Annotated in this window: 13 protein-coding genes and 1 pseudogene; 4 read left to right on the forward strand and 10 right to left on the reverse strand. The window is 68.6% G+C overall.

Going from position 1 to position 12417, the window contains the following annotated elements:
- Positions 1 to 716 precede the first annotated feature (716 nt).
- Positions 717 to 1214 (reverse strand): hypothetical protein, encoded by a 498-nt coding sequence (locus KU893_RS22235; protein WP_218236970.1) that lies wholly within the window; start codon positions 1212 to 1214, stop codon positions 717 to 719.
- A gap of 329 nt (positions 1215 to 1543) precedes the next feature.
- On the opposite strand from KU893_RS22235, the gene KU893_RS22240 reads away from it, so the two are divergent.
- A complete protein-coding gene (locus tag KU893_RS22240; protein WP_218236972.1) occupies positions 1544 to 1771 on the forward strand; it encodes a hypothetical protein in 228 nt (75 codons plus the stop codon).
- Between the two features lie 83 nt (positions 1772 to 1854).
- Here KU893_RS22240 and KU893_RS22245 read toward each other — a convergent pair whose 3' ends face one another.
- The 7 genes and pseudogenes from KU893_RS22245 to KU893_RS22275 form a co-directional block, all read right to left on the reverse strand.
- Positions 1855 to 2373: a GerMN domain-containing protein gene (locus KU893_RS22245; RefSeq protein ID WP_218236974.1), complete on the reverse strand. Its 519-nt coding sequence runs from the start codon at positions 2371 to 2373 to the stop codon at positions 1855 to 1857.
- Between the two features lie 335 nt (positions 2374 to 2708).
- Positions 2709 to 3170, reverse strand: coding sequence for a hypothetical protein (locus KU893_RS22250; protein WP_218236976.1), 462 nt, complete (start codon positions 3168 to 3170; stop codon positions 2709 to 2711).
- Between the two features lie 5 nt (positions 3171 to 3175).
- Complete coding sequence (locus tag KU893_RS22255; protein ID WP_218236979.1) at positions 3176 to 4003, reverse strand: hypothetical protein; 828 nt, start codon at positions 4001 to 4003, stop codon at positions 3176 to 3178.
- Positions 4004 to 4174: 171 nt separating this feature from the next.
- Positions 4175 to 4639: a hypothetical protein gene (locus KU893_RS22260; protein WP_218236981.1), complete on the reverse strand. Its 465-nt coding sequence runs from the start codon at positions 4637 to 4639 to the stop codon at positions 4175 to 4177.
- A gap of 167 nt (positions 4640 to 4806) precedes the next feature.
- A pseudogene (locus KU893_RS23055) lies at positions 4807 to 5209 on the reverse strand (IS3-like element ISPfr13 family transposase); the annotation flags it as partial.
- Positions 5210 to 6151: an alkaline phosphatase family protein gene (locus tag KU893_RS22270; RefSeq protein WP_246593073.1), complete on the reverse strand. Its 942-nt coding sequence runs from the start codon at positions 6149 to 6151 to the stop codon at positions 5210 to 5212.
- Between the two features lie 3 nt (positions 6152 to 6154).
- Positions 6155 to 6985: a COG4705 family protein gene (locus KU893_RS22275; RefSeq protein WP_246593074.1), complete on the reverse strand. Its 831-nt coding sequence runs from the start codon at positions 6983 to 6985 to the stop codon at positions 6155 to 6157.
- A gap of 126 nt (positions 6986 to 7111) precedes the next feature.
- On the opposite strand from KU893_RS22275, the gene KU893_RS22280 reads away from it, so the two are divergent.
- Both KU893_RS22280 and KU893_RS22285 read left to right on the forward strand, forming a co-directional pair.
- Positions 7112 to 7882, forward strand: a complete 771-nt coding sequence (locus KU893_RS22280) for a polyprenol monophosphomannose synthase (protein ID WP_246593075.1) — start codon at positions 7112 to 7114, stop codon at positions 7880 to 7882.
- Complete coding sequence (locus tag KU893_RS22285) at positions 7879 to 9393, forward strand: hypothetical protein (protein ID WP_218236987.1); 1515 nt, start codon at positions 7879 to 7881, stop codon at positions 9391 to 9393. The genes KU893_RS22280 and KU893_RS22285 overlap by 4 nt, the downstream gene beginning before the upstream one ends.
- Here the strand turns inward: KU893_RS22285 and KU893_RS22290 are convergent.
- Together KU893_RS22290 and KU893_RS22295 are read right to left on the reverse strand one after the other, a co-directional pair.
- Positions 9377 to 10726 carry a sensor histidine kinase gene (locus KU893_RS22290; protein WP_218236989.1) on the reverse strand — a complete coding sequence of 450 codons (1350 nt, stop codon included), beginning with the start codon at positions 10724 to 10726 and terminating at the stop codon, positions 9377 to 9379. The genes KU893_RS22285 and KU893_RS22290 overlap by 17 nt on opposite strands.
- A complete protein-coding gene (locus KU893_RS22295; RefSeq protein WP_218236992.1) occupies positions 10723 to 11397 on the reverse strand; it encodes a response regulator transcription factor in 675 nt (224 codons plus the stop codon). Before KU893_RS22295 ends, KU893_RS22290 begins: the two co-directional genes overlap by 4 nt.
- A 122-nt stretch (positions 11398 to 11519) precedes the next feature.
- On the opposite strand from KU893_RS22295, the gene KU893_RS22300 reads away from it, so the two are divergent.
- Positions 11520 to 12149: a DedA family protein gene (locus KU893_RS22300; protein ID WP_218236994.1), complete on the forward strand. Its 630-nt coding sequence runs from the start codon at positions 11520 to 11522 to the stop codon at positions 12147 to 12149.
- Positions 12150 to 12417 lie beyond the last annotated feature (268 nt).

Raw genomic sequence — 12417 nt, forward strand, 5'->3', positions numbered from 1 at the left:
ACTGGGGCAAGGCCATCGGTGGGTACCTCTTTCAGTGCGTGGATTTCGCCGTTCACACCGAAGATCCCGCCGATGGCCGTCTACGTGCTGACGCCCCGCCGTTGGTCCCTCAAACCCCACCACTCCCGGGGACTCTTACCTCAGCAACGAGCAGGCCAGCAGATCGCCGGCGGCTTCATGGACCGCATGGGCTTCACCGAGGCGTCGGGAAAGGCACCGTGCCGGTGGGTCACCGGGCCGGACGAGGACCGGACGAGGGCCGGCTCCGTGGCGGGGTCGTCCTAAGACCCGGCACGACGGCAGCGCGTTGCGCATAGTTCAGCCCACAGGGCCCCTCGTGGCGGCATCTTCAAGAGCGCGACCGATGACGGGTACGTCGGCGCATCCTCCGTCAACGAACACCACTAGGTGCTCGTTCGTGAAGTAGACGTCCATGACCCGTGTCTCGGGATTCCAGTTGAAGTCGGGGTGTTCCTCCGGCGGCGGCTTCCAGCCTTGGTCAAGGAGTTCGCTGCAGGTGGTCGTTCCAGGCGGACGGGTGGGTGTCGGCATGGCTGTCGATGTGGCTGTTGGCGTGGCCGACGAGGCGAGGGGTGGCGAGGTGGACGGTGCAGGTGTCGGATGGGTAGAACCGTCCGATTCCGTCGAACAGGCGCTGAGAAGCGCAACTGCGGCGGCTAACCCTGCCATCGCTCGCATGGCTGCGGCCGCTGAGGTCACTTGCCGGCAGCTTCGAGCTGGGTGAGGAATCCGGGCGGGCAGTAGCTCGCGACGTGCGCACGAAGCGCGTCCAGGTCGCCGACGATGTCTCCGTGCTGCGGGGCGACGCCCTCAATGATCTGATTCACCGAGGACGCGCATTCGTCCGCGCGCCGGTTCTCGTGGTCCATTGTGGCGCGGCGGAGCGCGTTGCCGATGCCGGGGAGCGACGCACACTTTGCCGATCGCATGTCCTCGATGGCGACGTAGGTGCCGTCGGTGAACTCGACCTCTGCGGCGCCTGTGGACGGGTCCCAGTTGAGGTTGAAGCCTTCGATCGACTTGGGGCCGCGCCACCCCGCCCCGAGCAGCTCGGAGCATGACCCTCTGGCCCCGGCCGGGTTCAGGTGCGTTGAGTTGTCACCAGAGCTGGATCCCGCCAACGCGGTCGCCAGGGTCAGTCCAGCAGCTCCGGCCGCCACTGAAGTCGCAACGATTCGCACCGATCGCTTCATCTTCAGTACCTCCAGCTCGGGTAGATCCCATGGATTCCGTCACGATCGGTTTGCTGATATCCGTTGATGTTTGTCCAGGCCCCGCCATTACAGCCCGAGGTTCCATCGTTCATGATGGCATTCGAGCTGCAGTGATGCGCCAAGCCGAACGAATGTCCAGTTGTCACCGACGACACCGTCGTCGGTGTCAGTCTGGTTGAGAGCAGTGCGCCGCACGAGGACCGCGTCGCGATCACCGGCCGCCCCTTGGTCGACCATCCCCTCATCGGGCAGCGCGATCCCTGCACAACACCTCGCGCAACCCGATCACCTACGGCGCGATCACCAAGGTGCTGCCGACGTCGACGCCGGCCGGTCCGTACGACAGCGTCCTGACGGACGCCGTCGCGATCCTCACCGAAGCCGGCCGGCTGCGTCGCTCGACGATGCGACCGGTCGAGGTGCCCCCCGACGGCAACCTGAGCAACGTCCGCTGGGAAGTCGACCCCGACCGGACCGAACCGGCCGACTGGGCCGAGTCGTCACCCTCGCCCTGGCCGGCGCTGCGGCCAACCTAGGCGGCATCGACACCGCTCTCGCCGGCCGCCCTGGCTCCTGGGAGGCCGCCGGCGTCCGCAGCGTCCTCGTTACCACCCCCGTCTCAACCGCTGCATTCGGGGTCGAGGCTGCAAAGGGACCGTCCGTCAATCGTGATCTCTACGGCCCTGACGCCGGGTAGCTCATTGAAGGTGGTCTTTAGCGACTTGACTGCGAAGTTCGCGCCGGCGAGGAACCGTTCGACCTTCAGGGTGGACTCGTCCAGGTCGATGGTCACCGTGCCCTCAGATTGAGTAATCGTGGCCCGGATCTTGGGGTCGATGGAGCCTTCGTACCCACGGTCGAGTTCGTCGGGCGTCGGACCGGCGGAGATAGCCGCGAAGGTGGAGTCGAACAGGTCCGCGTCGTCGACGTGACGGACAACCGGGGCGAGGTGGGCGTCGCACCAGAAATAGACGAGGACCTCGCCCTTGGGGGGTGCCGGTACGGGGCCGCAGGCCGCAGCGGGCTCGCCCGTGGTCGGGCCTGTGGTCTGGGTCGATCCTGGGGACGGAGCGGGGTCTGGGTCGTCGCCTGCAGCCAGGACGGCCCACATGACCGCAGCGGCAACCAGTGCAATCACCGCGGCGAGGCCGACAAACTGGCCACCGCTTGGCCTCTTACGATGGGGGGGGAGCATCCCCAACGTTCGTCATGGCGGCCATCATGCAGGGGAGCTGCGTTCGGCGCGGCGGTTTTCGCTGCGCCAGTTACGCGAGCCGCGAAACGGAGCCGTTCACGTTTGACCACCGTGGCCGCCTGACGTGCCATTGGGTTCTTCCGGCCGGATGGCTACGAGTACCCGAACGGTTCTTCAACTTCTCGGGGCCGCGGCGGTGGAGGCCGAGCCGGGGGTCCACCCCCCTGCGGGTGGACCCCCGTTGGGTGGAGCGCAGGGCGAGCCCTGCTCGTGGTCGCTTAACTGACGTCCGTGCAGGGTTCTATCTCGGTGCCCGAGTCCTGGATTGATCCCGCAAAGTCCACGCTCCAGCTGGCTGGTGTGGCCAGGATTTCTGACGGCAAGCGCGCGCCCGTGATGGCGTCACAGAGCTGTGGATCCTCGGTCGACCCTTTCGACACCTGCGTCAAGTACACGTGGACGTCTCCGACGCTTTCATCGCAGATGGCGGGAGGGTGAGCTCCGCCGAGGGGTCCTCGAGCGTTGCATAGCTCGTCGCTGTCGCGACGAATCACGACCGCAACATCCTTGCCTTCTGGGGATTGCTTCGCGAACACCACAGAAGTACCGAGAGCGCCGATCCGTGTGTAGCCGGCTGGCCCGGCGTCCTGGCGTTGATGCTCGATGACAAGCAGAGCCGCGACGAGCCCCACGAGCAAGGCCGCGATCGCGGCCGACACCAACTTGGTGCGTGCAGACACACCAGTCAGCATACGGTGGCGGTTCCGCCAGGCTGGCTGGCCGCGGTCCACTTGTTCGAGGTGGTTGACCACTGGAATGAGATCGAGTACGGCCCGACGCCGACGCCGTTCACGGCCGTGCTGCTCCAGGTGTGCCCGTATGAAGCGAAGCCGTAGACCGACTTGCACGTGCCCGACTTCTTGAAGCTGATCACCTCTTGGCCGGACCGGACGTTCGTCCTGAAGTTGTCACCGGTCCCGGCCATGTCATAGACATTCCGGCCCTTGTCCTGGAACGAATATCCGGCGCCATAGGAGTTCGCCGCCGACGCGTTCGCGACATTCGCGCTCGACGCGAACGGCGGATCACCGTAGTAGGTCAGCGCGTAGCCGGTCAGCAGAAGGCTGGCGTTGAAGGAGGTCGCGAATCCGTCGTGGCCACCGATGTTCTTGGTGACGTTCAGGCCAGTGGCCGGCATGTCATTCTTGATGGCGTTGGACAACTTCCAACCGCTGATCGCGTAGTACCGCGCAGCCTGGTTGTCCCAGTAGATCCTGGGCGGCGTGACCGTCACGGCTGAGCCTGCCGACGAAGCCACGACGCTGGTGGTGGCCCCGCCATTGTCGATGCGCACCAGGCACAGGTTCTGGGCGAGGTCCGAGTCGATCTGGTCCTGCGGCCGGCCCTTCTGGCGAAGGCCAGCCACGTAGTTGCTCACGTAGTTGTTCGTCTGCTGCTCGGTTCGTCCGGTACTGGCGGACGAGCACTTCGATGGTGCAGCAGTCGCAGCCGACGTGCCGGGGGCGGTAGAGACGATCAGGGCGCTCGCCGAGCAGGCCAGCGTTGCTGCCACGAGTCCAATGCGGTGCCGTTTTGTCATGTGAGTCCTCCGTCTGGGAGCTGAGGGAGGGTTTCACCATGAACCAGGTCATGCGACGAGCGACACGTAATTCGAGAATTGCTGAGATATTTAACCCGCGCCCTGCAGGCACCGCCCCAATCGGGACGGCCCGACTCCACTTCTTTAGTTGATGCTCTGACGCCTCCGGCCCGAGCTGGAGTAGAGCATTCCTACAGCCGCCGCTGCAGCGGCCGCCACCAGAACGATGAAATTGGTGATGCCTTTTTGCCCAGCGTCCCGGCAGGCTGCGGCCGCGGACTGACCCTCAAGCGCACGGGCTGCATTCACATCAAGTTCCTCTTGGACGGCGGCGTCCACCATGGTCAGGTCGCAGGTCGTTCCATCGCTCGTGGTGGCCGGGGCGACGAGGTAGATCCCCGCTCCAAGACCGATCAGGCCGACGAGCGAGATCGCAGCGATCTTGACCCCTGAGGGAGCGCGGCGGCGGCCCGCGAACCAGACAAGGCCGACGATCACGGTGCTCGGAAGGAGAACAATGGCGATCCAGATTACGAGAGCGGTGCCTGAGGGCATTGAGAAGAGCACCTTTCGTGTGGCCACCGGGATGGTGGCGTCGGAGGAGACCAACGAGACCACTCTGTCGACGTCACCGCCGGCGGGTGTTCGATGCGACCGCGGCGGCGCCGCGACCTCCTGCGTGGTCCCACGCGTGATCGGCGCCCAAAGCAGCCCGGCGAGCGCCGTGGAGGAGGGAGGAGCCGACGTAGTTCGGCGCCCTCGCGGCCACGGCCACCCCCCGCCGAGGCGTCGGGGACCGCGGTACGCCGCACGTAGGCGGTCATCTTGCGGCGCCCGCCAGCACGCGCTTGCCGTGGGCGTTGCTGGTCCAGGCGATGTCACGGACCGCGTCGACGACGACAGCATCTGTGACCGTGCGGGCTGCGACGGACCGGTTCGCCCAGACTCCAGGCCCGCGGTAGGTGCGCGCGGCGACCTGCAGGCCCTGCTCACGCAGGACCCGCACGATCGACTCGACCGCGTGTCCCTGGGACCGCTGCTCGTCGACGAACGCGACGATCAACGGTTGCGCGGGTCGAGCTCCCCGGCGAAGATCGATGCCTCCTTCAAGATCTCGTTGTCCTCACGCAGCCGCCTGTTCTCGGCCTTCAACCGCTTGATCTCGGCTTCGGAGGCTTGTCAGAGCCCGAAGGCTGCGGCCAGGTCCGGGGCGTGTTCACCTTCGCCGAGCGGTTCTGCGCCGACGACTTGGGCGAGGTAACGGGTGAGTGAGTAGTGGGTGAGTGGTGTGTCGACGACCTTGCCCGACAGGGCTGGGGTCAGTACCGAGGTCAGGACGGTGTTGTCGGCTGAGCGGTCGTCTTCGTCGGCGGTTACCACGACCACCAGGTGGCCGGTGCGGAAGTCGTCGCTGGCGAGGACGGGGGTGAGCTGTTGCTCGAGCCACGCGTCGGCGGCGGCCAAGGAACCGTCGTGGGCGTCGTGGGTGATGTCGGGGATGAGGAACCCGACATTCGGCAGCTGGTTGCTCTCCGCGTCGTGGGCGAAGTTGTCGAGGCTGACGTCGTGGGCCAGGCAGTCGTCGTGGCCGGCACCGTAGTACGTCCAGGGGTTGTGCCGGACGGCGTACGTCGGTGTCCCGTCGGCGCGGTCGGGGTAGTCGTAGACGTGGCAGTTCTGGGGCATGGATTCGGCGTAGGTGAGGGCTGTCTTTCCGGCGGTGATCGCTTGGTCGAAGACCGAGGGTGCGTTGGCGATGTCGTCGACGTGCGCGGCCGGTGACCGGTCGTCGGTGATCCCGTAGGTCGTACCGCCGGCGATGGCGAGGTAGTTGGGAAGGCTGGGGTGGGTGATCGCGGTCCAGTGGGTGGCGTAGCCATAGGTGGTGGAGAGCTGCGCGAGGTAGGGCATGCCGTCGCGCATCTGTTCGAGGGTGTGGTTCTCCTCGATCACGACGAGCACCTTCGTGGCGTCGACCCCGGCGCCGGCCCGTGCGTCGGCTTCAGGGCGGTTTCTGTCGGGTTGCCGTCGGCTGGCCGGTTCGCCGGCCTGGCACGCTGCGCTGATGGCGAGCAGCATGACCAGGCCGACGGCACCGGAGAGTCGGACTCGATGGTCCATGGCTCAGGCTAGGTCCGGCTCGAGCACGGCGTCGCTCGTCGTCTGGTCGGCGCCGGAGAGGGTTAGGTAGCCCACCAGGGCGAGGATCGCGGTCAGGAAGATGAAACTGGTTCCGGTCGTGCCGAGCCCGAGGCCTCCGTTCGAGGTGGACTGGGAGGTCAGGTCGCCGATCGAGGCACCGAGTGGGCGGGTGAGGATGTAGGCCGCCCAGAAGGCCGTGATGGCGTTGAGGCCGAGCTTGGACCAGGCGATGGTGACGGCGGCGATCATGGCGCCGAAGATGAGGACGGATGGGCCGTAGCCGAAGTTGAGCTTTTCGCCGAACAGGTCGCCGGCGGCGGTGCCGAGGGCGAAGGTGAACAGCACGGCCAGCCAGTAGAAGGCTTCGCGTCGGAGGCTGGTGATGCTGTGGATCGACAGGGTCCGCTCAAGGCTGTACCAGCCGGCGAAGGTGGCGGCGAGTGCTAGGGAGAAGGCCCCGGTGGAGATCCACAGGGACATCCCGAGGTTGTCGGTGAGGTTGTCGGTGATCAGGGTTCCGACGACGGAGATGAGGACGACCGCGATCCAGTAGACCGACGGGACGTAGCGCCGGACCTTGAACTGGACGACCAGCGCGGCAGCCAGCAGACCGGCCATCAGCAGCGAGGTGTTGGTCAGGCCGAAGCCGAGGGTGTCGTTGAGGTAGTCGGCCGCGGTCTCGCCGACGGTCGTGCAGAGGATCTTGATCAGCCAGAAGTAGAGGGTCACCTCGGGGACCTTGTTGAGCATCGTGCGGGCGGCACGGCGGTCCGTGGTCCGGAGTCCGGTGGTTGGGGTGGGTGTCTTTGTCATGCGCGGCAGCGTGTCGGCTGTTCCTGACAAGGCGCTGACACCGGAGGATGACGGCGGCCGAGGAGTTGGTGACCGGCCGCCATGCCTGTCAGGTTGCTGTCAGCAGGCACGAGGACGCTCGAGGCCATGATGACGAGCAGTCCTGCTTTGGTGGTTATCCCGACGTACGACGAGCGGGCGAACGTCTCGACGGTGCTCGACCGGGCGCTGGCCCTGTCGGTCGTCGCGCGGTTCGATGTGCCCGTTCACGTACTGGTGGTCGATGACAGCAGCCCCGACGGCACCGCCGAGGCGGTGGCCGCGCACCCGGAGTTCGGGCGCCGGGTACACCTTCTCGTTCGTGCGGAGAAGGAGGGGCTGGGCGCGGCGTACCGTGCCGGGTTCGCCTGGGCGCTGGATCGTGGCTACGCCCGGGTGGTTCAGATGGACGCCGATCTGTCCCATCCTCCTGAGCGGATCCCTGCACTTCTGGGCGCGCTCGACAGGCACGACCTGGCCGTCGGCTCGCGGTACGTCGCCGGAGGCGGGGTGCGGAACTGGCCGCTGCGCCGTCGGTTCCTGTCGTGGGCCGGGAACCTGTACGTCCGTCTGGTCCTCGGCCTGCCGGTGCACGACGTCACCGCGGGGTTCAAGGCCTTCCGCGCCGAGGCCCTCGTCGAGCTGGGCGCGGTGGATTCGCAGTCCGACGGCTACTGCTTCCAGATCGAGACCACCTGGCAGGCCTGCCGACACGGGCTGTCGGTGACCGAGGTCCCGATCACCTTCGTCGACCGGCAGCACGGTCACTCGAAGATGTCCGGCTCGATCGTCGCCGAGGCGCTGGTCCGGGTGCTGGGCTGGCGATTGTCCGAGGCTCGACACGTCGCGGTGCGGCCTGCCGCGCAGCCCGTGACATGAGTGTCCTGAGCACTCCGTGCCCCGCGGTCGTACCGGCCAGCCACGGCGCCGCGGGCTGGGCGCCGGCCTGGTTGGCCGCCGCGCTGGTGTGTCTGGCGCGCGCGCCGTACCTCACCGCGCCGGCCACGCCCGACGAGGGCGGCTTCCTGCTCGTCGCCTCGCAATGGCGTCCCGGGACCTCGCTGTACGGCGACTACTGGGTCGACCGGCCACCCTTGCTGCTCGTCGTGCACGGCGTCGCCGCTGGTCTGGGTGGTGTGGTCGCGCTGCGGGCCATCGGCCTGGTCGCCGTCACCGCGTCGGTGTTCCTGGCCGTGAGCATCGCGCGCCAGGCAGGTGTTCGCTCGACGGCGCCGGTGGTGATCGCGGCGGCCTTCCTGACCACGCCGCTCTTCGGTGCCCTGGAGATCGACGGCGAGCTGTTGGCGGTGCCGCTGGTCCTCGCGGGCGTGCTCGCCCTCGTCCGTGCCTGCACTGCAGACACCCAGGAGACCACCGCGGCCGACGTGGCGCGGTGGGCCGCCGCGGCCGGGGCCGCGGCGGCGGGTGCCGCGATGATCAAGCAGAACGCTGTCGATGTCTTCGTCGTCGCGGTGGTCCTCCTGGCCACTGCACGGACGCGGTCGCGGGTGCGGGCCGGTCGCCTCGGCGTGCTCTTCCTGAGCGGCGCGGCGGCGACCACCCTGGCCGTCCTGGGGTACGCCGCCCTGCGCGGCACCGGACCGTCTGGGCTGTGGGACGCGGTCGTGTCGTTCCGCTTGCAGGCCGCCTCGGTCATCAGGTCCTCTGCGAGCGACGCCACCCCGCGGCGTCTGGTGACCCTGACCCAGGCCGCCGTGCTGAGTGCGGCTCCCCTGGTCATCGGCGTCATGACGCTGCGGGCCGCGGGTGCGTGTGAAGCGGCAGGCGCCGACGTCGGGGGTGTCGGGGGCATCGGCCGGGTCCCCGACCTGCGCTGGCCGGCCTTGGCGCTGCTGGGCTGGGAGGTGGCGTCGATCGCGGGCGGCGGCAGCTTCTGGCTGCACTACCTCGTGGTGCTGGTCCCGGGGATGGTGTTGGCGGCGGTCGCGGCCGGGCAGCGACCAGCGCGGCTTCGGCGTACGACGATCGTCGCGCTGACCGTGGCCGTCGTGTCGGGGGCGGTGTCGCTGATGACGGTCTCGTACCTGCCATCGGCGAACGGCTCCGACGCGAAGGTGGCGCGCTATCTGACGGCGCACGCCACACGGGGCGACACCGCGGTCGTGGCCTTCGGGCACCCGGACATCTTGTGGGACGCCGGGCTCAGCAGTCCGTACCCCGAGCTGTGGAGTCTGCCCGTGCGGGTCCGCGACCCGCGGCTCGCTGAGTTCGGTGCGGTCCTGGCCTCGCCCCGGGCCCCCACCTGGGTGGTCGTCAACGGCACCGGACTGGCCACGTGGGGCGTCGACGCCACCTCGGCCCAGCAGACCCTGGACGCCCGCTACCACCCGGTCGCGGCCGAGGGTTCCTACGTCATCTGGCGGCGCTGAGCGTCACGACAAAGCGCGCGCCGCCGAGCTCGGCTCTCGTGACCGTGACGGTGCCGCCGAGGGCGGCGACGGCCTTCTGCACGATGGCCAAGCCGAGGCCCGCTCCCCCGACGTCGCGCGCTCGCGCCTCGTCGAGCCGGGCGAAGCGCTCGAAGACCCGCTCGCGGTCCGCCGGCGCGATGCCGTGGCCGTCGTCCTCGACGCTGAGGACCACGTGGTCGTTCTTCTCGTCGAGGGTGATCCGCACGGTGGCCGTCGCGTGCCGGACGGCGTTCTCCAGCAGGTTGACCACGATCTGGGCGAGCAGGGCCGGGTCGCCGACCGTCTGGCCCGCGCTGACCCGGTTGATGTCTAGGCGTACGTCGTCGGTGTGGCCGCTCGCCCGTTGGCTGGCACGCAGCCGGTCGACCTCGGCCAGGACGAGGTCGTCGAGGTCCACCACCTCCAGCGTGGCCGGGTCCTGGTCGTCGAGGCGGGCCAGGACCAGCAACGCCCGCACCAGGCCCTCCATTCGGGTCTCCTCCACCGCGACCTCGTCGGCCAGCCGGGCCACGGTGGTGCTGTCCGGGTGCCGGCGGGCGACTTCGACGGTCTGGCGCAGCACCGCCAGCGGGGAGCGGAGTTCGTGGGACGCGTCGGAGACGAACTGTCGCTGCTGCCCGTGCGCACCCCCGATGCGGTCGAGCAGGTCGTTGAAGGTCGCGGCCAGTCGGGGGATCTCATCGTGCCCCGCAGGAATCGCCAGCCGCTGGCCCGGCAGCTGGTGGAGGCGCTCGGCGGAGATCGCCGCCGCCTCGCGGCGCATCACCTCGACCGGCCGCAGCGCTCGCCCGATCGCGAGCCAGACCACGCCGGCCACCAGCAGCACCCCGAGGGGGATGCTCACGACCAGCAGCAGCACGGTGGTGGCCGTCGCCCGATCGACCTGCTCCTCGGACAGAGCGACGACGACTAGCCGGCCGTCGGCCGCGCGCTCCGCATGGACCGCGTACGAGCCGGCAAGTCCGCGGACGCGGACCCCTTTGGCAGTACCTGGTCGGGTGCGCAGCGGAACCGACACCGCGCGGTGGTCGCTGGCCTTGACCCGTCCGTCGGTCCCGATGACCTGGGCGATCAGGTCGCGCTTGTCGGTGACGGTCGCCTGTTCCGGGGAGCGACCGGATGCGAGCTGTGCGACGATCGTGTCGGCCTGCTGCTCGGCAGAACCGACCAGGGCGTCCTCGAGGTTCTTGTGGAGCACGGCGACGAACAGGACGCCTGCGATCGCGGCCCCGAGGGCGGTCACCGCGACGGCCGCGAGGGTGACCCGGCGCCGGACCCCGCCTCGCCTCATCGTTCGGCCCTCGCCCGGTATCCGCCGCCGCGCACCGTTTCGATGGTCTCGGTGTCGAAGGGCTTGTCGACCTTGCGACGCAGGCGCCCGACGTACACCTCGACGATGTTCGGGTCGCCGTCGAAGTCGAAGCCCCAGACCGCGCCCATCAGCTGTGCCTTCGTGACCACCCTCCCGCAGTTGCGCATCAGGTGCTCGAGGACGGCGAACTCCCGCGCGGTCACGTCGAGGGCCTGGCCGCGGCGGGTGACCTGACGGGTCGCCGGGTCGAGCTCGAGGTCGCCTACCACCACCGTGGTCGGGCGTTCGGCGACCTGGCGCCGGGCCAGTGACCGTAGTCGCGCCAGGAGCACCTCGAAGCTGAACGGCTTGGTCACGTAGTCGTCAGCCCCCGCGTCCAGGCCCGTGACCATGTCACGGTCGGCGTCGCGTGCAGTCAGCATGAGCACGGGGGTCCAGTTCCGCTGCTCGCGCAGCCGGCGGCACACCTCGTAGCCGTCGATGACGGGCAGCATCAGGTCGAGGACTATCACGTCGTAGGTGTTCTCCTCGGCGAACCAGACGCCCTCCGCACCATCCGCGGCGACATCGACGGAGTGACCCTCGCGCCGCAGGCCGTCGGCTAGCGCGGCCGCGAGGCGGGTCTCGTCCTCGACCACCAGGACTCTCATCGGGCTCCTCTCGACACGACGTCGGCGCTCCGGTCGTGCTCCCCCATTCAAGCGCTCCGTGCTGTCAGGTTCCTGACAGGTCGCTGCGTCAGGCTCGGGATCTCCACCACCGAGGAGACATCATGAATGCCCTGTTGCTGCCGCTGCTGGCCGCGATCGGTCCGTGGGCCGTGCTGGTCATGGCCGTGATCGTCTTCGCCGAGACCGGCCTCCTGGCAGCCTTCCTTCCTGGAGACTCCCTGCTCTTCACTGCCGGCATCCTCGTCACCACCGGCCTTGTTCACCTCCCACTGGCCCTCGTCGTCGCCCTGGTCGCTCTTGCCGCGTTCTTGGGCGACCAGACCGGCTACACCCTCGGCCACCGCTTCGGGCCGCGCCTGCTGAATCGGTCGCGCTCGCGGTTCCTCTCACCGCACCACGTCACCCGGGCCGAGACCTTCTTCGCGCGGCACGGCTCGCGCGCCGTGGTGCTGGCGCGGTTCGTGCCGGTGGCCCGCACCTTCACACCCGTGATCGCCGGGATCGGCAGCATGGAGCGCCGCACCTTCGTCTTCTTCAACGCCCTCGGAGCCCTCGGCTGGGCAGCGACCTTCCTCGTAGCCGGGGCACTCCTCGGCGGCGTACCGCTGATCGCCGACCACGTCGAGCTGGTCGCCATCGCCCTGGTGGCACTGTCCCTCGTCCCGGTCGCGATCGGGGCCCGGTCCCGCAGGCGCCGCGGCAGCGATATCAGCACCGCGCGCGCAGTCTGACCACGCCGGTACGCAGAGTGAGGGCAGAGCAGAGATCTCAACCCGCCGCGGCCGCCGCGTCCCCTTTTGGTGAGATATCTCGACGAGTCTCGGGTCCATAGGTCCTGGATCGAGGCGGATCCCAACCGGCGCAGACCACCGCTAGACGGTATGACGTGACCGGCTCGTCCTGAGGCGGTTGCGGGCCGGGGCCTCGCTCACGAGATTCGTGGGTTACCGAGCAGGGGCTGCCTGCTCGGCCTATCCGACATTCGTGGGAGGCCCCGGT

Origin of the sequence: Nocardioides daeguensis, assembly GCF_019192965.1 — a bacterium.
Lineage (GTDB): Bacteria > Actinomycetota > Actinomycetes > Propionibacteriales > Nocardioidaceae > Nocardioides > Nocardioides daeguensis.

What these genes read in the sequence shown, in the direction of transcription:
- KU893_RS22235 (WP_218236970.1), bottom strand. Translation starts at nt 1,214, where the DNA reads ATGAAGCGATCGGTGCGAATCGTTGCGACTTCAGTGGCGGCCGGAGCT.
- KU893_RS22270 (WP_246593073.1), bottom strand. Translation starts at nt 6,151, where the DNA reads ATGGACCATCGAGTCCGACTCTCCGGTGCCGTCGGCCTGGTCATGCTG.
- KU893_RS22275 (WP_246593074.1), bottom strand. Translation starts at nt 6,985, where the DNA reads ATGACAAAGACACCCACCCCAACCACCGGACTCCGGACCACGGACCGC.
- KU893_RS22280 (WP_246593075.1), top strand. Translation starts at nt 7,112, where the DNA reads ATGATGACGAGCAGTCCTGCTTTGGTGGTTATCCCGACGTACGACGAG.
- KU893_RS22285 (WP_218236987.1), top strand. Translation starts at nt 7,879, where the DNA reads ATGAGTGTCCTGAGCACTCCGTGCCCCGCGGTCGTACCGGCCAGCCAC.
- KU893_RS22290 (WP_218236989.1), bottom strand. Translation starts at nt 10,726, where the DNA reads ATGAGGCGAGGCGGGGTCCGGCGCCGGGTCACCCTCGCGGCCGTCGCG.
- KU893_RS22295 (WP_218236992.1), bottom strand. Translation starts at nt 11,397, where the DNA reads ATGAGAGTCCTGGTGGTCGAGGACGAGACCCGCCTCGCGGCCGCGCTA.
- KU893_RS22300 (WP_218236994.1), top strand. Translation starts at nt 11,520, where the DNA reads ATGAATGCCCTGTTGCTGCCGCTGCTGGCCGCGATCGGTCCGTGGGCC.